Raw genomic sequence first — 19426 nt, 5'->3', positions numbered from 1 at the left:
GAGCTCTGGATTGCTTCGTCGCTGACGCTCCTCGCAATGACGGTGGAGAAATAAACGTATGACCGATACCATCCTCGACATCGACAATCTCGTCGTCACCGTCGGCAAGACCAAGAACCCGAACGGCCCGCGCATCATCGACGGCGTCTCGATCAAGGTCGAGAAGGGCGAGACGCTCTGCGTCGTCGGCGAGAGCGGCTCCGGCAAATCGGTGACGTCGCTGACCACCATGGGCCTGTTGCCCAAGAACGCGCTGCATGCCGTCGGCGGCAGCGTCAAGCTGGTCGGCGAGGAGCTGCTGACCGCCAGCGATCGCCGCCTGCGCGAGCTGCGGGCCACGCGGATGGCGATGATCTTCCAGGAGCCGATGACCGCGCTCAATCCGGTCGTGCCGGTCGGCCGCCAGATCGACGAGGTGTTGCGCGCGCATACGTCGCTCGACGGGCGCGCACGCCGCAAGCGCATCCTCGACATGATGGAGCAGGTTCACCTGCCCGACGTCGAGCGCATCTTCGGCTCCTACCCGCACCGCCTGTCCGGCGGTCAGCGCCAGCGCATCATGATCGCGATGGCGCTCGTGCTGGAGCCGAAGCTCCTGATCGCCGACGAGCCGACCACCGCGCTCGACGTCACCACGCAGAAGCAGATCCTCTCCCTGATCCGCGAGCTGCAGCGCGACCACGGCACCGCCGTGCTGTTCATCACCCACGACATGGGCGTCGTCGCCGAGATCGCCGATCGCGTCGCCGTCATGCGCCAGGGCCGCCTGGTCGAGACCGGCGCGCTCGACAAGATCCTGCGCAAGCCGGAGATGGACTACACGCGCAACCTGCTCGCCTCGGTGCCGAGCCTGATTCCGCGGCCGCCGCGGCCCGATAGCACCGAGCCGGTGGTGCTGGAGACCAACGAGCTCGGCAAGGTCTATCGCGAGCGCTCCTTCATCGGCAAACCGCGCGAGGTCGTCGCCGCGCAGAACGTCTCGCTCACTTTGCGCAAGGGCCGCACGCTCGGCATCGTCGGCGAGAGCGGCTCCGGCAAGTCGACGGTCGCGCGCTGCATCGTCCGCCTGATCGATCCCACCTCCGGCGGCGTCCGCCTCGCAGGCCACGAGATCTCGATCCTGACCCGCCGCCTGCTGCAGCCGCACCGCAAGCGCATCCAGATCGTGTTCCAGGATCCCTACCGCTCGCTCAATCCGCGGCTCACGGTCGGCGAGAGCATCGCCGAGGGCCCGGTCAATTACGGCACGTCCACCGACAAGGCGATGGCGCGGGCGCGCGAGCTGCTCGAGCTGGTCGGCCTGCCCGCGGATGCGATCTCGCGCTATCCGCACCAGTTCTCCGGCGGCCAGCGTCAGCGCATCGCGATCGCGCGCGCGCTCGCGCTCGATCCGGACGTGCTGGTGGCGGACGAGGCGGTGTCCGCGCTCGATGTGTCGGTGCAGGCCCAAGTGCTGGAGCTGCTCGACGAGATCCAGCGCCGGCTCGGCATCGCCATCCTGTTCATCACCCACGATCTGCGCGTCGCCGCGCAGATCTGCGACGAGGTCGTGGTGATGCAGAAGGGCCGCATCGTCGAACAGGGCCCGGCCGGCGAGATCCTGACGCAGCCGAAGGAAGCCTACACCAAGTCCCTGCTCGAAGCCGCCCCCGGCCGCAACTGGGATTTTGCCAACTTCCGCCCAGTGTCGGAGGCGGTGGCTTAAGGCCGTGATGTAGTGATGTAGGGTAGGCAAAGCAGCCGCCGAAGGCGGCAGCGTGCCCACCCTCGATCAGCGGACTCGGCGGCGAGACGGTGGGCACGGCGCCACCACGATCGTACGTGTGGAGATAGCGCGGCCTCGCCTTTGCCCACCCTACGGACTACGCTCATCCGCTCACGCGGCATGCAAAACGGCATCGCTCCTTCGCTTGCGCGGGCCGCGAGGCACAGTCTAACGTCGCCACTCCAATTCACGACCTGAGGCGAAGTAATGACGCGCGTCGCGATCGGCGGCTTCCTGCACGAGACCAACACATTCGCACCGACGAAAGCGGATTACGACGACTTCATGCATGGCGGCGGTCGCGCCTCCATCGCCGACGCCGCGAGCGTCATGACGACGATGCGCGGCATCAATGCCGGCCAGTCGGGCTTCATCGATGTTGCCGAAGCGAACGGCTGGGAGATCGTGCCGACCATCGCCTGCGCGGCAAGCCCGTCGGCGCACGTCACGAAGGACGCGTTCGAGCGCATCACCACGGTGATGGTCGACCGCATCAAGGCGGCCCTGCCGCTCGATGGCGTCTATCTCGACCTGCACGGCGCCATGGTGCCCGAGCATTTCGACGACGGCGAAGGCGAGATCCTGGCGCGCGTGCGCCAAGCGATCGGCCCCGATGTGCCACTGGTCGCGAGCCTCGATCTGCACGCCAACGTCACGCCCGAGATGATGGCGCATGCCGACGCGCTGATCGCCTATCGCAAATATCCGCACACCGACATGGCCGACACCGGCCGCGCCTGCGCCGAGCATCTCGCGCTGCTGCTGCGCACGAAGCAGCCGCTGGCGAAGGCATTCCGGCAGTTGCCGTTCCTGATCCCGATCAGCTGGCAGTGCACCAACGACCAGCCCACCAAAGGCATCTACGACAAGCTCGCCGCGATGCAGAGCGAGGCGGTGCCGACGCTGTCCTTCGCGCCCGGATTCCCGGCCGCCGACTTCGTGCATTGCGGCCCCAGCGTGTTCGCCTATGGCCGCACGCAGGCCGACGCCGACGCCGCGGCGGATGCTGTCGCCGCGATCGTTTGCGGTCACGAGGATGATTTCGACGGCCGCATCTACACGCCCGACGAGGGCGTGCAGCACGCGATGACGCTGGCGAAGACTGCGACGCGGCCGATCGTGATCGCCGACACCCAGGACAATCCCGGCGCCGGCGGCGATTCCGACACCACCGGCATGCTGCGCGCGCTGGTGCGCAACCGCGCCAGCCGCGCGGCGATCGGCATGATCTACGATCCGCAGGCCGCGCTCGCCGCGCATGCGGCCGGCGAAGGCGCGACCATCACCTTGTCGCTCGGCGGCAAGAGCGGCATTCCCGGCGACGCGCCGTTCGAAGAGAGCTTCATCGTCGAGAAGATCTCCGACGGCCGCTTCGTCGCGTCCGGCCCGTTCTATGGCGGCCGCAAGATGGAGATGGGACCCTCTGCCTGCCTGCGCATCGGCGATGTCCGTGTCGTCGTGGCTTCGCTCAAGTCACAGCTCGCCGATCAGGAGATGTATCGCTTCGTTGGCATCGAGCCGACCGAGCAGGCGATCCTGGTCAACAAGAGCTCGGTGCATTTCCGCGCCGATTTCGAGCCGATCGCCGAAACGCTCCTGATCTGCGCCGCCCCTGGCGCGATGCCTGCCGATCCTTCCACCCTGCCCTGGGCGCGGCTGCGTCCGGGCATCCGCCTCAAGCCCAACGGCCCGGCGTTCAAAGCTTAAACCTCATCAACGGACCTACACACATGCCCACGATCGATCGCATCCAAGGCTACGCCGACGAGCTCACCGCCATCCGCCGCGACCTGCACGCGCATCCCGAGATCGGCTTCGAGGAGACCCGCACCTCCGGCATCGTCGCCGAGAAGCTCGCGCAATGGGGCATCGAGGTGCATCGCGGCCTCGGCGTCACCGGCGTGATCGGCGTGCTCAAGGGCAAGGGCGACAGCGGCAAGCGGATCGGGCTGCGCGCCGACATGGACGCGCTGCCGATGGAGGAGAACACCAACCTCCCCTGGCGTTCGACCATTCCCGGCCGCTTCCACGGCTGCGGTCATGACGGCCACACCACGATGCTGCTCGGCACCGCGCGCTATCTCGCCGAGACGCGCAATTTCGACGGCACCGTGCATTTCATCTTCCAGCCGGCCGAGGAAGGCCTCGGCGGCGCGCGGGCGATGATCAAGGACGGGCTGTTCCAGAAATTCCCCTGCGACGAGCTGTACGGCCTGCACAACGCGCCGGACCTCGCGCATGGCGAGATCGCCATCCTCCCTGGCCCCGCGATGGCCGGCGCCGACTTCTTCGATATCCGCATCTCCGGCTATGGCGCGCATGGCGCGATGCCCGAGCGCTCCAAGGACGCGGTGGTGATCGCGACCAGCGTCGCGCAGGCGATCCAGACCATCGTCAGCCGCAACGTCGAGCCGCTGCAGGCCGCCGTGGTCTCGATCACGCAGATCCATGCCGGCTCGGCCTACAACGTCATTCCCGGCGATGCCTGGCTGTGCGGCACGGTGCGCGCCTTCTCCGACAGCGTGCGGGCGCTGGTGCGTGAGCGCATGCGTGCGATCTGCGCCGGCATGGCGGCGGCGTTCAATTGCGAGATCGACGTCGACATCCGCGACGTGTTCAGCGTCCTGGTGAACCAGGAGGAGCAGTCCAAGGTCGTCGAGGAGGTCGCCCGCACGGTCGTCGAGCCCTCCAAGGTCATCACGCGCTCGACGCCGAAGATGGGCAGCGAGGACTTTGCCGACATGCTGCAGACCATCCCGGGCGCCTATTTCTGGGTCGGCCATGACGGCTCGGTGCCGGTGCACAATCCCGCTTACGTGCTCGACGACAAGATCCTGCCGATCGGCGCCAGCATGTTCGCCCGGATCATCGAGACGCGTCTGGCGGCCGCCTAGCGCCGCCTGACATGGGTCAATGAGCGGGGCAGCAATAACGACGAAGTTCGGTGACGGAGGACCAGCATGCACAAGCCTGTTTCGGACGACGTCACCTCGCTGCACGATCTCTCCGCCGTCGACCTGATCGCCGGCTATCGCGCGCGCCAGTTCTCGCCGTCCGAGGTGATGGACGATGTGCTGGCGCATGTCGCGGCGTGGGAGCCCGAGATCAAGGCGCTGTACCTGCTCGACGTCGAAGCCGCGCGGGCCGCGGCCAAGGCGTCGACCGAGCGCTGGGCCAATGACGAGCCGGCCGGCGTGCTCGACGGCGTGCCCGCAACGGTCAAGGACAACATCGCCACCAAGGGCCAGCCGATGCCGCTCGGCGCGGCTAGCGTCACGCGCGCACCGCTCGCGGCCGACGCGCCGCCGGTGGCGCGGCTTCGCGAGGCCGGCGCGATCATCTTCGCCAAGACCACGATGCCCGACTACGGCATGCTGTCCTCGGGCCTGTCGAGCTTCCATCCGCTGACGCGCAATCCGTGGGATCTGCGCATGAACCCCGGCGGCTCCAGCGCCGGTGCGGGCGCCGCGGCCGCGGCCGGCTACGGCCCGCTGCATGTCGGCACCGATATCGGCGGCTCGATCCGGCTGCCGGCGTCGTGGTGCGGGCTCGTCGGCCTCAAGCCGAGCTTCGGCCGCGTGCCGATCGACCCACCCTATGTCGGCCGTGTCGCCGGCCCCATGACGCGCATCGTCGACGACGCCGCGCTGATGATGAGCGTGCTGGCGAAGCCCGACCGCCGTGACGGCACCGCGCTGCCGCCGTCAGACCTGCACTGGAAGATCGCGGAGAAGCCCGTGCGCAAGCTGCGCATCGGCCTGATGCTCGATCTCGGCGGCGTCGGCCAGCCGCTGGAGGAGCCGGTGCGCGCGACGACGGTCGCGGCCGCGAAGGCGTTCGAGGACGCCGGCGCCGTGATCACCGAAGTCAAAGGCTTTCTCACGCGCGAGATGCTCGACGGCCTCGACAATTTCTGGCGCGCGCGGTTGTGGGACGATCTCGCCCGGCTCGCGCCTGAAGTGCGCGCGAAAACCCTGCCCTACATTCTGCAATGGGCCGAGCGCGGCGCGGCGCTGTCGGGCGTGGAAGTGGTCCGCGGCTTCAACGTCACGATGGCGCTGCGCGCCGCGGCAGCCAAGCTGTTCACCGAATTCGACTACATCATCTCGCCGGTCTCGCCCGGCGTGAAATTCCCCGCCGAGTTCGCCTCGCCGGTCAACGATCCCGAGAAGCCGTTCGAGCACATCACCTACACCGTGCCGTGGAACATGTCGGAGAACCCGGCGATCTCCCTCAACGCCGGCTACGATGCCGACGGCTTCCCGATCGGCCTCCAGATCGTCGGCCGCCGCTTCGATGATGTCGGCGTGCTTGCGATGGCGAAAACATTCGAGGGCCTGCGCGGCGAGCAGCGGCCGTGGCCGACACCGCCGGCCAAGTGACCGGAATGTAGGGTGGGCAAAGGCGCGCCCACCGCGCCATCCACGCGCACCTCCATCGATGGGCGCCGTGCCCACCGCCGCACCATCCGTGGGAACGGTGGGCACGTCGCCGCGCGCGTTGCGCTCGGCGTCTTTGCCCACCCTACGGAATGTCGCACGCACATTGCCGCATCGTATGGGAGCTTGCGCATCGACGTGGAATGACGTTTCTAACAACGAGAACAACAACAGCTTGGGAGACGCTCATGACCTACCAGACCATTCTGTACGACGTCGCCGACAAGATCCTCACCATCACCTTGAACCGCCCGGAGAAGCTGAACGCCTTCACCGGCACGATGATGGAAGAGCTGATCGATGCCTTCGATCGCGCCGACAAGGATGACGGCGTCAGGGCCATCATCGTCACCGGATCGGGCCGCGCGTTCTGCGCGGGTGCCGACCTCTCCTCCGGCGCCGACACGTTCGATCGCGATGCCAAGCGCGGGCCGGTGAAGCGGCATGCCGACGGCCGCGTCGACTATTCCGATCCGCAGGTGCGCGATGGCGGCGGCCAGGTGACCTTGCGCATCTTCAAATCGCTGAAGCCGGTTATCGCCGCGGTGAACGGTCCCGCCGTCGGCATCGGCGTGACGATGCAGCTCGCGATGGACATCCGCATCGCCTCGGAGGCAGCGCGGTTCGGCTTCGTGTTCTCGCAGCGCGGCATCGTCCCTGAGGCGGCGTCCAGCTGGTTCCTGCCGCGCATCGTCGGCATCTCGCAGGCGCTGGAATGGTGCTACACCGGCCGCGTCTTCCCGGCGCAGGAGGCGCTCGCCGGCCGCCTCGTCAGCAAGGTCGTGCCGCCGGACGAACTGCTGCCCACCGCCCGCGCGCTGGCGCGCGAGATCGCCGACAAGACCGCTCCGGTCTCGGTCGCGCTGATCCGCCAGATGATGTGGCGGATGATGGGCGCCGACGATCCGATGGAGGCGCACAAGGTCGACAGCCGCGGCATCTACGCGCGCGGCCGCTCGGACGATGTCAAGGAAGGCGTGGTGTCGTTCCTGGAGAAGCGCCCGGCGCAGTTCAAGAACACGGTGACGGCCGATATGCCGGACTACTTCCCGTGGTGGGACGAGCGGGAGTACAAGTAGTAATCGGCCGCGTTCGCGCAACATATTCCGCCGTCGTCCCGGCCTCCGCGCCGGGACCCATAACCACAGGGTGCTGTTAGGCGAAGAACGACGCTCAGGGTGCCGCAAGATGGATCACGCGGTATGGGTCCCGGCTCAAGGCCGGGACGACACCGAGCGTGTGGCGGCGCCTTGCTTCACTCCATCACCAGCGCCACGCGGCCGATCGCCCTGCGGTCGATCAGCAGCCGCATTGCCGCGGCATAATCCTCGAACGGCACGCGATGGGACACGTTGGGGCGAAGCTTGCCCTGCTCGGCATAGCCGAGCAGCGCCGCCATCCTCCGCTCGCCCAGTTCGGGATCCTTGCGCACGGCCTCGCCGGCACGAACGCCCAGCACGCTCGCGCCCTTCATCAAGATCAGGTTCGTGCGCGCCAGCCCGATGCCGCCGGTGAACCCGATCACCAGCAGCCGCGCGCCCCAGGCGATGCAGCGGACGCTGTTCTCGAACACCTCGCCGCCGACGGGATCGAACACCACGTCGACCCCGCGACCGTCAGTGATGCGCTTGACGGCATCGCGAAACGGCTCGCGCGCATACAGAACGAGATGATCGGCGCCGCGCGCGCGGGCCACCGCGAGCTTCTCCTCCGACGACGCCGCAGCGATCACGGTCGCGCCCAGCAGCTTGCCGAGTTCGACAGCGGCCAGGCCAACGCCGCCGCCGGCGCCGTGCACCAGCAGGGTCTCGCCCGGCTTGAGCTGACCGCGATCGACCAGCGCGTGATACGCGGTGCCATGGCCGGCAAGATAGGTCGCGCCCTCCGCATAGTCGAACGGCGACGGTAGTGGCGTGAGCTGGCTCGCGGCCACCACCGCTTCCTCCGCATAGGCGCCGAAGCGCATGCGCACGATCACCCGGTCGCCGATGGCGTAGCCGCTGACATCAGGCCCGAGCTCGACGACGGCGCCTGCCGCCTCGACCCCAGGTGTGAACGGCAACTCCGGCTTGAGCTGATACTCGCCGGCGGCCATCAGTATGTCCGGAAAATTGATCCCGGCGGCGCGGATCTTCACCCGCACCTCGCCTTGTCCCAGGGCTCGCGGCGGCAGCTCTTCGAACCGCAATTTTTCCGGCGGACCGAGCTCGCGGCAGACGACCGTCCGCGGCATCAGGCGCGCCCCTTCGCGCGCGCCAGCGCCTCGCGGATCAGCGGCAGCCGGTCATTGCCGAAATACATGTCGTTGACATCGACGAAGATCGTCGGCGAACCGAAGCCGCCGCGCTTGACGACCTCCTCGGTGTTGATGCGGAGCTGATCCTTGATGCCCTGCTGCGCGATGCCGTCGAACAGCGCCGTCGCATCGACACCGACACGCCGGCACACCTCCGTCAGCACTGGATCCTGCGAGATGTCCTGGTCCTCGCCCCAATAGATCTCGAACACGGCCCGCGCGAACGGCACCATGTCCTGGCCCAGCCAGATGCAGCCGCGCATCGCCTTGACGCTGTTCACCGGAAACACCGAGGGCGGCATCTTGATGTTCAGCCCCGCCGAGCGCGCCCAGTCGCCGAGGTCCTTCAGCATATAGGCCGCCTTGGCCGGTACCGGCTTCTCGCGCTGTGCATAGACGCTGGGGTTGATGGTGTTGAAGATGCCGCCGACGAGGATGGGCCGCCACACGATATCGGCGCCGAACTCCTTCGCCAGAGGCTGGATGTTGTGGAAGGCGAGATAGGTCCAGGGGCTGGAGCAGTCGAAGAAGAATTCGATCATTATGTGTCCTCAAGGTTTATCTGAGTTCGTCTTCGGGCGTCGCCAAGTCGTCCATACTATTCGTGCGGCCCCTGGATTGCTTCGCTGCGCTCGCAATGACGGCGGAGGGAGTTGAGCACACCATTCTCTCCGCCGTCATTGCGAGGAGCGAAGCGACGAAGCAATCCAGGGGCTACGAAAAGAGGTTTGAATGTTTTGTCGCGACACTCCTCGCTCCGCCGCCGCGCTCGCTCACGATCTCCCCGTCATCTCCTTCGCCCGCGCCCCGAACATCACGTGGCGGGTCTCGTCGTTGAACGGCTCCTTGACGAACTTGCCGATCGCAAGCCCCGCTTGCAGCTTCGGCCGCGCGCGCAACGTCGCATACCAGCGCTTGATGTTCGGATAGTCGTCGAGCGAAAATCCCTGCGCCTTGTGCGTCATCATCCAGGGAAAGCAGGCGATGTCGGCGATGGTGTAGTCGTCGCCGGCGACATAGGCGCCGGTCTTGCCAAGCTGCACGTCGAGCACATGAAACAGCCGCGCCACCTCATCGCGGTAGCGCTGGATCGCATAAGGGATCTTCTCGGCCGCATACAGCGCGAAATGGCCGTGCTGGCCCATCATCGGGCCGAGGCCCGCCATCTGCCACATCACCCATTGGATGACGCGCGAGCGCGCACGGCTCTCTTGCGGCAGCAAGCGGCCGGTCTTCTCGGCGAGGTAGATCAGGATCGCGCCGGTCTCGAACACCGGGAAAGGCTCGCCGCCGTCGACCGGCGCATGGTCGACGATCGCAGGGATACGATTGTTCGGGCTGATCGCCAGGAACTCCGGCTTGAACTGGTCGCCGGCGCGGATGTCGACGGGAATCACGGTATAGGGCAGCCCGAGCTCCTCGAGCATGATCGAGATCTTCCAGCCGTTCGGCGTCGGCGCATAATGGAGGTCGATCATGCCTCTCCCCAGTCCTTCCCCAATCCGTGTCCCGACCATTATGCCGCGCTGCGGAACGCGCGCCCGGCCTTGGTTCTTTCTGTACCTGACAGTTAAGCCATGGCAGACAGGCGCTCAAGCCTGACCGCCCCCTACCACGGAGTCCGACCATGCTGTTTCCATCGACCATCGCAGGATCGCTGCCGAAGCCCGAATGGCTGGCCGAGCCGAACGTGCTGTGGGCGCCGTGGAAGTCGAAGGGCGACGAGCTCGCGCGCGCCAAGCGCGACGCGACCATCCTGGCGCTGAAGCTGCAGGAGGATTCCGGCATCGACATCCTCACCGAGGGCGAGCAGTCGCGGCAGCATTTCGTGCACGGTTTTCTGGAGCGCGTCGAAGGCATCGACTTCGCGCACAAGGTCGAGATGGGCATCCGCAAGGACCGCTACAAGGCGATGGTGCCGCAGGTCGTGGCGCCGTTGTCGCTGAAGGGCCGCGTCCATGGCGACGAGGCGCGGATCGCGCGCACGCACACGACGCGCGCCGTGAAGTTCACCCTGCCGGGGCCGATGACGATCATCGACACCATCGCCGACAACTACTATGGCGACCGCGTCAAGATGGCGTTCGCGTTTGCCGAGCTGTTGAACCAGGAGGCCAAGGCGCTGCACGACGACGGCATCGACATGATCCAGTTCGACGAGCCCGCCTTCAACGTCTACATGGACGAAGTCCGCGACTGGGGCATCAAGGCGCTGGAGCGCGCCGCCGAGGGCCTCACCTGCCCGACCGCCGTCCACATCTGCTACGGCTACGGCATCAAGGCCAACACCGACTGGAAGGAGACGCTCGGCAGCGAGTGGCGGCAATACGAGGACACCTTCCCGGTGATCGACGCCAGCTCCATCCAGCAGGTCGCGGTCGAATGCCGCAATTCGAAGGTGCCGATCGAACTGCTCGGCCTGCTCAAGAACAAGATCGTGCAGGCCGGGGTGATCGACGTCGCCAGCGACGAGATCGAGACCGCCGAGGACGTCTGCAAGACGCTCGAGGACGTCATGAAGGTGGTGCCGAAGGAGAACATCATCGCGACGACGAATTGCGGCATGGCCCCGATGCGCCGCGAGGTCGCCGAGGCCAAATTGATGGCGCTCGGCACCGGCGCGAAGCTCGCACGGCAGCGGTTTGCGTGACGGTTCGTAGCAACCCATCAAGCTTCATCACCGCAATGCTTGGCTATCACAAGATGAGCAGGTGCTCATAAATGCGCCCTCTCCCCTTGCGGGAGAGGGCATGTAGGAAGCTTCGGCAAGCTCGGTTGGGTGAGGGGTCTCTCTCCACGAGTGCAACTCGCGGAGACATACCCCTCACCCAACCGAGTCCATGGACGGGCCGGCGCTGCCCTCTCCCGCAAGGGGAGAGGGCGCTGTATCTGACAGCGCTGGACGTTATGATGAGTGGGTGAGCAAGGCGCAGCCGTGCCGTCTCCACGCGCACGATCGCAATGGCGCCGTGCCCACCGTCTTGCGGCAGCGCTCGCTGATGGATGGTGGGCACGGCGCTCTGGCACTGATGCGTGCGGATGGCGCGGTGGTGCGCCTTTGCCCATCCTACGACGGCTGTGCGCTTGGATGCAGCGCGGGCCGATAGCCGGCCTGCAGCGCGCGCAGCGTGGACGGCGGCGTCAGCAGCATTGGTGCGGCAAGGTCATCGCGTGCAGCGCCGTAGCCGGCGAAGGACCACGGCAACGCCCTGCCCTTCAGGATCAGCAAGCTTTCGTCTCCCGCCTGCACCATCGTGCCGTCGGGCAGCTCGGTCCACGGTTTCGGCGGCGGATGCAGCCGTTTCTTGCCGCGCTCCAGCCGCTCGTGATGCAGCGTCTTGTCGATGTCGGCGGCGCGAAGCGCGCTCACCCTATTGCCCTGCTCCCATGCCGCGCGAAAGCGGTTGGCGTCGTCGCGGCGGCAATAGAAGCAGGGACGATGGCCAGCGGCGAGTGCGGTGGCTTCGTCGAGGAAGAACAGCTCGGTCCAGCTCTGCCTCGCCATAACCGCGCGGTGCTTACCGCGGAACTCGCACAGGCAGACCAGCCAGGCCGGGCTCGACCAGCGCTTGTTCAGCAGCGACCTGGTCGCGGGATCATGGATGATGCCGCGATTGCCGGTGAACATACCGCGATGCGGCGTGGCGACGATGTCGCCGGTGGGCGTGACGCGGTTTTGCAGCGGCATGCGACCCCCGGGGCTGGCGAATAGCGAATGGGGAGTAGCGAAGAGAGCGCGGCTGGCCCACCCGAATCCCTATTCGCTATTCCCTATTCGCCATTCTCACGCCGCCCCATCCCGCAGCGGCGGCGCGAAGGACAGCGCGGTGTCCCAGGGGAAGAAGATCCAGGTGTCCTGTGACACCTCCGTGATGAACGTGTCGACCAGCGGCCGGCCCTTCGGCTTGGCGTAGACGGTGGCGAAATGGGCGTCGGGGAGCAGCTCCCGCACCATACGCCCGGTCTTACCGGTGTCGACGAGGTCATCGACGATCAGCAGCCCCTTGCCGGTGCCGCCGCCGAGTTGGGCGGTGTCGGGCGAGATGCCCTTCAGGACCTGCAGCTCGCCCTGCTTGGTGTGATCGTAGCTCGCGATGCAGATCGTATCGATGACGCGCACGCCAAGCTCGCGCGCCACGATCGCCGCCGGCACCAATCCGCCGCGGGTGATGGCCACCACGGCATGGAACGGCCCGATCTCGTTCAGCCGCCAGGTCAGCGCCCGGCAGTCCCGGTGAAACTGGTCCCAGGACACCGGAAAGGCCCGGCCCGCCCGCTCCTCTGCGCTCAAGGTCTTGTCCGCCATTGCTCTCGTCCGTGGCTCTCTGAAAGTTACACCTGCTTAGCGCGTCACGTTCAGCCCGGCGAGCATCTCCTTCACCGCGGCCATCGCTGCCGACAGCTTGTCCTGGTCGCGCGAGCGGACCACCAGATGCGTGTTCGGCTTCTGGTCCTCGTCGATGAAGGGATAGCTACCGATGATGGTGTCCGGATGCGCCTTGGCGATCTCGCGCAGGGGACCGCCGATGTCGCCCTCGCGGGCATTGGCGCGCACCGTCTCCGACAGCATGCGCACGCCCGATTTCAGCTTCGGCGCGACGATGTCCATCATCGCCTGCATGATCGAGGGCACACCGGCCATGACGATGACGTTGCCGAGCTTGAAGCCCGGGGCCAGGATGGTCGCGCTCTGGATCAGCTCGGCGCCGTCGGGGATGCGCGCCATGCGCAGGCGGGCCTCGTTGAGCTCCTGCTCGCTCCAGCGCTCGCGGAAGCGCGCCACGACCTCCGGATGATGATCGATGCCGACGCCGAATGCCTTGGCGATCGAGTCGGCGGTGATGTCGTCATGGGTCGGCCCGATGCCGCCCGTGGTGAACACATAGGTGTAGCGGTGCCGCAGCGCGTCCAGCGCCGCGATGATGTCGCCCTCGTCGTCCGAGACCACCCGGACCTCCTTGAGGTCGATACCGAGATTGGTCAGGTATTCGGCGATGAAGCCGATGTTCTTGTCCTTGGTCCGGCCGGACAGGATCTCGTCGCCGATGACCAGCAACCCCGCGGTGACGATCTCGCTCATGATATCTCCTCGCATTCCCCGTCTCTTTTGGCCCGCCTCGGCGCCAATGTCATCCGGAACGTCACAGTCTATGCCGCGGATTTGAGCATCACGCAGCCGGTTTTTCGGGCACCGTTTCCGCAGCCCCCACAAAATGCCGCAGGACAATGCATATCGCGCTGGCCCGGCCCTTGCTACCATCATGCGGAGTCATGCAGTGTATGGCGAGGCTGGGACACACGGGCATCTATGGCAGTTGCGTTCGACGAGATGAACGAGCCGGGCGGCGACGTCCGTCAGGCTTATCAGGAGCTGTCGCGGTGGCTGAAGGAGACGCCGCCGGAGGCGCTGGAATATCGCCGCCACGAGGCGGAATTACTGTTCCGGCGAATCGGCATCACCTTCGCGGTGTATGGCGAGGCGGAGGCGCAGGAGCGGCTGATCCCGTTCGACGTGATCCCGCGCATCCTCTCCGGCAAGGAATGGACCCTGCTGGAGAAGGGGCTGAAGCAGCGCGTCAAGGCGCTGAACATGTTCCTGCGCGACATCTATCACGGCCGCGACATCCTGCGCGCCAACGTCGTGCCGGATGACCTGATCTTCCAGAACCCGGTGTTCCGCCCGGAGATGAATGGCCAGGACGTGCCGCACGAGGTCTATGTCCACATCGCCGGCATCGACATCGTCCGCGTCGACGCCAACGACTTCATCGTGCTCGAGGACAACGCGCGCACGCCGTCGGGCGTGTCCTACATGCTGGAAAACCGCGAGATCATGATGCGGCTGTTTCCGGACCTGTTCGCGCGCCACCGCGTAGCCCCGGTCGAGCGCTATCCGGACGAGCTGCTGTCGTGCCTGCGCTCGGTGGCGCCGCTCAGCGCCTCGGCCGAGCCGACGGTGGCGCTGATGACGCCCGGCATCTACAACTCCGCCTATTACGAGCACTCGTTCCTGGCCGACAAGCTCGGCATCGAGCTGGTCGAGGGCCGCGACCTCATCGTCAAGAACGACGAGGTGTTCATGCGCACAACCGAGGGGCTGAAGCGGGTCGACGTGATCTACCGCCGCGTCGACGACGACTTCCTCGATCCCCTCACCTTCCGCCCGGACTCGGCGCTCGGCGTGCCCGGCCTGATGTCGGCCTATGTCGCCGGCAACGTCACGCTCGCCAATGCGGTCGGCACAGGGATCGCCGACGACAAGGCGATCTATTCCTACATGCCCGATGTCGTGAAGTTCTATCTCGGCGAGGAGCCGATCCTGAAGAACGTGCAGACCTGGCGCTGCCGCGAGCCGCAGGATCTCTCTTACGTGCTCGACCATCTCGGCGAGCTCGTCGTCAAGGAGGTGCACGGCTCCGGCGGCTACGGCATGCTGATCGGGCCGGCCGCCACCAAGGCGACGATCGAGGCGTTCCGCGACAAGCTGAAGCGCGAGCCGGAGGGCTTCATCGCGCAGCCGACCTTGGCGCTGTCGACCTGCCCGACCTGCGTTGCTTCCGGGCTGGCGCCGCGGCATGTCGATCTCCGGCCGTTCGTGCTGACGGGCCGCGACCGCACCACCATCGTCCCCGGCGGCCTCACCCGCGTCGCGCTGAAGGAAGGATCGCTGGTGGTGAATTCCAGCCAGGGCGGCGGCACCAAGGACACATGGGTGCTGGATGAGTAGATGTTGTGTTGCACAGGTCGACGAGCTCGCTCGCTCTTACCTCTCCCCGCTTGCGGGGAGAGGTCGGATCGCATCGCCAGATGCGATCCGGGTGAGGGGGGCTCTCCGCAGGGTCGGTGGTTGGGGCTGCCCCTCACCCCAACCCTCTCCCCGTGAAGGACGGGGAGAGGGAGCGCAGCGTGCCCGCGGCATCAGCTCGCCAACAAACTTCTCTCTAGCCGTGCATGCCTGTCCCACCGGGACAGTCTCCCTCCGCACCTCATAGAACCGCCCATGCTGTCGCGCACCGCCGAAAACCTGTACTGGCTGGCCCGCTATGTCGAGCGAGCCGAGTATCTCGCCCGCACCATCGACGCGACCTTGCGCGTCACCGCCCTTCCCGCGGCCTATATCGGCAAGACCAATGAGTGGGAATCGGCGCTGATGACCGCCGGCGTCAATGTCAGTTTCTACGAGCACTATTCCGAGGCCAACGAGCAGAACGTCATCGAGTATCTCTCGTTCAACCAGGCGAACCCGTCCTCGATCAAGAACTGCATCGAGGCCGCACGGCTGAATGCGCGCTCGGTCCGCACGGCGCTGACCTCGGAGATGTGGGACACGCTCAACGGCTCCTGGATCGAGTTGCAGGAGGTCTGGAGCAAGGGCACCAAGACGCGCGAGGAGCTGGCGCGCTTCCTACGCTTCGTGCAGGAGACCTCGCTGCGCTTCGACGGCTCGGCCTATCGCACCATGCTGCGCAACGACGCCTATTGGTTCTCGCGGCTCGGCCTGCATCTGGAGCGCGCCGACAACACCGCCCGCATTCTCGACGTGAAATATCACGTGCTGCTGCCCGAGGATGAGCATGTCGGCGGCCCGCTCGACTACTACCAGTGGACCTCGATCCTGCGCTCGGTGTCGGCGCTGACAGCCTATCACTGGGTGTATCGCGAGACGCTGAAACCCTGGCTGATCGCCGATCTCCTGATCCTCAACGACACGCTGCCGCGGTCGCTGGCGAGCTGCTACGGCAATCTCGTCCGCAATCTCGACCAGATCGGCGTGGCCTATGGCCGCCAGGGTCCGTCACAGCGCCACGCCCGCGGCGTGCGCAACCGGCTGGAGCATTCCAACATGGACGACGTCTTCCAGCGCGGCGTCCACGAGTTCATCCAGGAGTTCATCGCCGACAATTCCCGGCTCGGGGAAATCATCACCAAGCAATACCTGATCTGACGGGCGGCTACCGGGAACTGTGGCCGCAAGACCACTCTGGGAGACCTCAGTCGCGCGTCGATCCGGCCAAGGACTGGCCTGCCCTTTTTTGGGCCGGTGAAACGAGCTACCGCGGTAACCCACCTCACAAGCCCGATCGACCGCCATGCGCCTGCGTATCTCTCATTCCACCACCTACCGCTACGAGCCGGCGGCGACCGGCGTCATCCAGATCCTGCGCATGACGCCCGGCAGCCATGACGGCCAATATGTGGCGGAGTGGCAGATCGACGTCTCGACCGATTCCCGCCTCGACATGCACGAGGATGCGTTCGGCAACGTCACCCACGTCATCACCCATGGTGCGCTGCAGGATCTTACGATCACTGCCGAAGGCCTGGTCGAGACGCACGACACCGGCGGCGTGCTGAGGGGAACGGACGAGCGGTTTCCGCCGAGCTTCTTCCTGCGCGAGACCCCGCTGACCGCAGCCAACCCGGCCATGGCCAATGTCGTGCGCGATCTGCGCGCGGAATCCGAAAGCGACGTGCTCGGCTTCCTGCATACGCTGATGACGCAGATCTACGAGCACATGACCTTCGACGAGAACCCGACCCATAGCGGCACCTCGGCCGCGGAGGCGTTCGTGCTGAAGCGCGGCGTGTGCCAGGATTATGCGCATATCTTCATTGCCTGCGCCCGGGCCGGCGGCATCCCGGCGCGCTTCGTGTCGGGCCATTTCCTGCGCTCCGATGGTGCGGTGCATCAGAACGCCGGCCACGCCTGGGCCGAGGCCCATATTCCCGATCTCGGCTGGGTCGGATTCGACGCCGCCAATTGCATCTGCACCACCGACGCCCATGTCCGGGTCGCGCTCGGGCTCGATTATCTCGGCGCCGCGCCGGTGCGCGGCACCCGCTATGGCGGGGGGACCGAGACGCTCACCGTGAAGGTCAAGGTCGAGCAGGTCGGCCGCGGCAGCCAGTCGCAATCGCAGTCGCAGTCGCAGCGCCAGTCCTGAAGTCCGGAAAGCGTGGCCTCGCCGCCCTGGTGATTGCGGGCTCGTCGCTTGACGCCGCCAGGAGATGACGACCTCTTGTGGAGCGGCCGCTCGCCAGGGCCGCAGCCATGTCGGCAGGGTTGGACGCGCCACCGATTTTCGCTACTAATTCGCGCTCTGGCTCGGGGGACGAACGATGACCTATTGCTGCGGAATTCTGGTGCGTGACGGGCTCGTCATGATCGCGGACACCCGGACCAATGCCGGCCTCGACAACGTCTCGACCTTCCGCAAGCTGCACATCTTCTCCAATCCCGGCGAGCGGATCGTGGCCGTCGCCAGCGCCGGCAATCTCGCCATCAGCCAGTCCGTGCTGTCGACCCTGACCGAAGGCATGGAAGATCCCGAGACCGGCGAGGTCGAGACTCTGATGAACGCGCCGACCATGTTTCAGGCCGCGCAGCGCATCGGCAAGGCGATTCGCATGGTGCATGCGACAGAGGGTCCGGCGCTGAAGGCCGAGGACATCTCGTTCGACGTGTCCTTCCTGTTCGGCGGCCAGATCAGGGGCTCGCGGATGCGGCTGTTCATGGTCTACACCGCCGGCAATTTCATCGAATGCACCACCGACACGCCCTATTTGCAGATCGGCGAGCACAAATACGGCAAGCCGGTGCTCGACCGCGCGATGCATTACGACGTCGAGCTCTACGAGGCGCTGAAGACAGGGTTGATCTCGATGGATTCGACGATGCGCTCCAATCTCGGCGTCGGCCTGCCGATCGACGTGCTGGTGGTGCGCGCGGATGCCTGCGAGGCCGATCTCAACCACCGCATCGAGGCCGGAGAGCCCTATTTCCACGACCTCCGCTCGCGCTGGTCGGCGGCCCTGCGCGCGGCGCATAACAACATTCCGCGGCCGCCCTATAAGACTCAGAGCGAGGTGAAGCACTGACGCTTCACACCGCTCGAAACGGCAAAACGTGAAAAAGTGAGGAAACATGGCTGAAGCAAACAAGATCGCGCTGGTGACGGGCGCAGGCACCGGTGTCGGCCGCGCCACATCGCTGGCGCTGATGAATGCGGGCTTCACCGTGGTGCTCGCCGGCCGCCGCAAGGAGATGCTGGAGGAGACCGCCAAGCTCGGCCCCGCCGGCATGAGCCTTCCCGTGCCGGCCGACATGATGGACCCCGCCTCGATCGCGGCGCTGTTCGACACCGTGAAGAAAACCTATGGCCGGCTCGACGTCCTCTTCAACAATGCCGGCATGGGCGCGCCGCCGGTGCCGTTCGAGGAGCTGACCATGGAGCAGTGGAATTCGGTGGTCGCGACCAACCTCACCGCGCCGTTCCTGTGCACGCAGCACGCCTTCCGCATCATGAAGGACCAGAGCCCGCGCGGCGGCCGCATCATCAACAACGGCTCGATCTCGGCGCATGCGCCGCGACCGTTCTCCTCGCCCTACACCTCCACCAAGCACGCCATCACCGGCCTGACCAAGGCGTCCAACCTCGACGGCCGCGCCTATGACATCGCCGTCGGCCAGATCGACATCGGCAACGCCGAGACGCCGATGACCGAGCGCATGGTCGGCGGCGTGCTCCAGCCGGACGGCCGCATGATGCCGGAGCCGCGCATGGACGTGAAGGCCGTCGCCGACGCCGTCGTCTACATGTCCGGCCTGCCGCTCAGCGCCAACGTCCTGTTCATCACCGTGATGGCGACCAAGATGCCGTTCGTCGGCCGCGGCTAATTTGACTGAGTCGGATCCTCGCAGCCCGGGCCGGCACGCCGATCCGGGCTGCGCAATCCGTACGCGCAGATCAATTTCATCTCCTACCTCAATGGTATTTTAATCCGATCTTTCTACCTGTCCGGGAGGCTGCAGCCGCAGCGGCACGAACCGGATACGCGATGCAACATTCAACGCGCTCCCCTCGTTCACTCGACGACCTCAGGCAATGGCTCGCCCGCCTGGCTCCCGCGGCCCCGGATGAGGCC

General features: G+C 66.3%; 17 protein-coding genes. 11 read left to right on the top strand and 6 right to left on the bottom strand.

Features of this window, described 5'->3' with window-relative positions:
* Nucleotides 1–58 precede the first annotated feature (58 nt).
* From ACVILH_RS19965 to ACVILH_RS19945, 5 genes are all read left to right on the top strand, one after another.
* Complete coding sequence (locus ACVILH_RS19965; RefSeq protein WP_456714421.1) at nt 59–1705, top strand: ABC transporter ATP-binding protein; 1647 nt, start codon at nt 59–61, stop codon at nt 1703–1705.
* Nucleotides 1706–1972: 267 nt separating this feature from the next.
* Nucleotides 1973–3472 (top strand): M81 family metallopeptidase, encoded by a 1500-nt coding sequence (locus ACVILH_RS19960; protein WP_456714420.1) that lies wholly within the window; start codon nt 1973–1975, stop codon nt 3470–3472.
* A 23-nt stretch (nt 3473–3495) separates the two neighbouring features.
* Nucleotides 3496–4659: a M20 aminoacylase family protein gene (locus ACVILH_RS19955; protein WP_456714419.1), complete on the top strand. Its 1164-nt coding sequence runs from the start codon at nt 3496–3498 to the stop codon at nt 4657–4659.
* A 66-nt stretch (nt 4660–4725) separates the two neighbouring features.
* Nucleotides 4726–6147, top strand: coding sequence for an amidase (locus ACVILH_RS19950; protein WP_456714418.1), 1422 nt, complete (start codon nt 4726–4728; stop codon nt 6145–6147).
* A gap of 245 nt (nt 6148–6392) precedes the next feature.
* Complete coding sequence (locus ACVILH_RS19945; protein ID WP_006611162.1) at nt 6393–7283, top strand: crotonase/enoyl-CoA hydratase family protein; 891 nt, start codon at nt 6393–6395, stop codon at nt 7281–7283.
* 176 nt (nt 7284–7459) lie between these two features.
* Here ACVILH_RS19945 and ACVILH_RS19940 read toward each other — a convergent pair whose 3' ends face one another.
* The 3 genes from ACVILH_RS19940 to ACVILH_RS19930 all read right to left on the bottom strand — a co-directional run bounded on the left by ACVILH_RS19940 (nt 7460) and on the right by ACVILH_RS19930 (nt 9978).
* Nucleotides 7460–8437, bottom strand: coding sequence for an NADPH:quinone oxidoreductase family protein (locus tag ACVILH_RS19940; RefSeq protein ID WP_456714417.1), 978 nt, complete (start codon nt 8435–8437; stop codon nt 7460–7462).
* Nucleotides 8437–9042: a DsbA family protein gene (locus ACVILH_RS19935; RefSeq protein WP_456714416.1), complete on the bottom strand. Its 606-nt coding sequence runs from the start codon at nt 9040–9042 to the stop codon at nt 8437–8439. The genes ACVILH_RS19940 and ACVILH_RS19935 overlap by 1 nt, the downstream gene beginning before the upstream one ends.
* Nucleotides 9043–9273: 231 nt before the next feature.
* Nucleotides 9274–9978, bottom strand: coding sequence for a glutathione binding-like protein (locus ACVILH_RS19930; RefSeq protein WP_456714415.1), 705 nt, complete (start codon nt 9976–9978; stop codon nt 9274–9276).
* A gap of 149 nt (nt 9979–10127) precedes the next feature.
* Between ACVILH_RS19930 and ACVILH_RS19925 the strand changes: the two genes are divergently transcribed.
* A complete protein-coding gene (locus ACVILH_RS19925) occupies nt 10128–11150 on the top strand; it encodes a methionine synthase (protein WP_315719455.1) in 1023 nt (340 codons plus the stop codon).
* A gap of 417 nt (nt 11151–11567) precedes the next feature.
* Here the strand turns inward: ACVILH_RS19925 and ACVILH_RS19920 are convergent, their stop codons facing one another.
* The 3 genes from ACVILH_RS19920 to ACVILH_RS19910 all read right to left on the bottom strand — a co-directional run bounded on the left by ACVILH_RS19920 (nt 11568) and on the right by ACVILH_RS19910 (nt 13580).
* Entirely contained in the window at nt 11568–12188 is a 621-nt protein-coding gene (locus tag ACVILH_RS19920; RefSeq protein WP_456714414.1) for a hypothetical protein, read from the bottom strand.
* A 96-nt stretch (nt 12189–12284) separates the two neighbouring features.
* On the bottom strand, nt 12285–12806 hold the full coding sequence (gene gpt, locus ACVILH_RS19915; RefSeq protein WP_456714413.1) for a xanthine phosphoribosyltransferase: 522 nt from the start codon (nt 12804–12806) through the stop codon (nt 12285–12287).
* A gap of 36 nt (nt 12807–12842) precedes the next feature.
* Nucleotides 12843–13580, bottom strand: a complete 738-nt coding sequence (locus ACVILH_RS19910; RefSeq protein WP_456714412.1) for a competence/damage-inducible protein A — start codon at nt 13578–13580, stop codon at nt 12843–12845.
* Nucleotides 13581–13808: 228 nt separating this feature from the next.
* Between ACVILH_RS19910 and ACVILH_RS19905 the strand changes: the two genes are divergently transcribed.
* The 5 genes from ACVILH_RS19905 to ACVILH_RS19885 all read left to right on the top strand — a co-directional run bounded on the left by ACVILH_RS19905 (nt 13809) and on the right by ACVILH_RS19885 (nt 19178).
* Complete coding sequence (locus tag ACVILH_RS19905) at nt 13809–15227, top strand: circularly permuted type 2 ATP-grasp protein (RefSeq protein ID WP_456714411.1); 1419 nt, start codon at nt 13809–13811, stop codon at nt 15225–15227.
* A 273-nt stretch (nt 15228–15500) separates the two neighbouring features.
* Nucleotides 15501–16445, top strand: coding sequence for an alpha-E domain-containing protein (locus ACVILH_RS19900; RefSeq protein WP_456714410.1), 945 nt, complete (start codon nt 15501–15503; stop codon nt 16443–16445).
* A gap of 145 nt (nt 16446–16590) precedes the next feature.
* Complete coding sequence (locus tag ACVILH_RS19895; RefSeq protein ID WP_456714409.1) at nt 16591–17445, top strand: transglutaminase family protein; 855 nt, start codon at nt 16591–16593, stop codon at nt 17443–17445.
* A 175-nt stretch (nt 17446–17620) separates the two neighbouring features.
* Nucleotides 17621–18379, top strand: a complete 759-nt coding sequence (locus ACVILH_RS19890) for a peptidase (RefSeq protein ID WP_006612102.1) — start codon at nt 17621–17623, stop codon at nt 18377–18379.
* A 46-nt stretch (nt 18380–18425) separates the two neighbouring features.
* Nucleotides 18426–19178: an SDR family oxidoreductase gene (locus ACVILH_RS19885; RefSeq protein ID WP_456714408.1), complete on the top strand. Its 753-nt coding sequence runs from the start codon at nt 18426–18428 to the stop codon at nt 19176–19178.
* The last annotated feature ends 248 nt before the right edge of the window (nt 19179–19426 follow it).

The organism is Bradyrhizobium sp. USDA 4353 (assembly GCF_054063215.1).
The sequence above is the reverse complement of the archived record's forward strand: the minus strand, read 5'-3'. Positions and strand labels throughout refer to the sequence as shown.

What these genes read in the sequence shown, in the direction of transcription:
- ACVILH_RS19965 (WP_456714421.1), top strand. Translation starts at nt 59, where the DNA reads ATGACCGATACCATCCTCGACATCGACAATCTCGTCGTCACCGTCGGC.
- ACVILH_RS19960 (WP_456714420.1), top strand. Translation starts at nt 1,973, where the DNA reads ATGACGCGCGTCGCGATCGGCGGCTTCCTGCACGAGACCAACACATTC.
- ACVILH_RS19955 (WP_456714419.1), top strand. Translation starts at nt 3,496, where the DNA reads ATGCCCACGATCGATCGCATCCAAGGCTACGCCGACGAGCTCACCGCC.
- ACVILH_RS19950 (WP_456714418.1), top strand. Translation starts at nt 4,726, where the DNA reads ATGCACAAGCCTGTTTCGGACGACGTCACCTCGCTGCACGATCTCTCC.
- ACVILH_RS19945 (WP_006611162.1), top strand. Translation starts at nt 6,393, where the DNA reads ATGACCTACCAGACCATTCTGTACGACGTCGCCGACAAGATCCTCACC.
- ACVILH_RS19940 (WP_456714417.1), bottom strand. Translation starts at nt 8,437, where the DNA reads ATGCCGCGGACGGTCGTCTGCCGCGAGCTCGGTCCGCCGGAAAAATTG.
- ACVILH_RS19935 (WP_456714416.1), bottom strand. Translation starts at nt 9,042, where the DNA reads ATGATCGAATTCTTCTTCGACTGCTCCAGCCCCTGGACCTATCTCGCC.
- ACVILH_RS19930 (WP_456714415.1), bottom strand. Translation starts at nt 9,978, where the DNA reads ATGATCGACCTCCATTATGCGCCGACGCCGAACGGCTGGAAGATCTCG.
- ACVILH_RS19925 (WP_315719455.1), top strand. Translation starts at nt 10,128, where the DNA reads ATGCTGTTTCCATCGACCATCGCAGGATCGCTGCCGAAGCCCGAATGG.
- ACVILH_RS19920 (WP_456714414.1), bottom strand. Translation starts at nt 12,188, where the DNA reads ATGCCGCTGCAAAACCGCGTCACGCCCACCGGCGACATCGTCGCCACG.
- gpt (WP_456714413.1), bottom strand. Translation starts at nt 12,806, where the DNA reads ATGGCGGACAAGACCTTGAGCGCAGAGGAGCGGGCGGGCCGGGCCTTT.
- ACVILH_RS19910 (WP_456714412.1), bottom strand. Translation starts at nt 13,580, where the DNA reads ATGAGCGAGATCGTCACCGCGGGGTTGCTGGTCATCGGCGACGAGATC.
- ACVILH_RS19905 (WP_456714411.1), top strand. Translation starts at nt 13,809, where the DNA reads ATGGCAGTTGCGTTCGACGAGATGAACGAGCCGGGCGGCGACGTCCGT.
- ACVILH_RS19900 (WP_456714410.1), top strand. Translation starts at nt 15,501, where the DNA reads ATGCTGTCGCGCACCGCCGAAAACCTGTACTGGCTGGCCCGCTATGTC.
- ACVILH_RS19895 (WP_456714409.1), top strand. Translation starts at nt 16,591, where the DNA reads ATGCGCCTGCGTATCTCTCATTCCACCACCTACCGCTACGAGCCGGCG.
- ACVILH_RS19890 (WP_006612102.1), top strand. Translation starts at nt 17,621, where the DNA reads ATGACCTATTGCTGCGGAATTCTGGTGCGTGACGGGCTCGTCATGATC.
- ACVILH_RS19885 (WP_456714408.1), top strand. Translation starts at nt 18,426, where the DNA reads ATGGCTGAAGCAAACAAGATCGCGCTGGTGACGGGCGCAGGCACCGGT.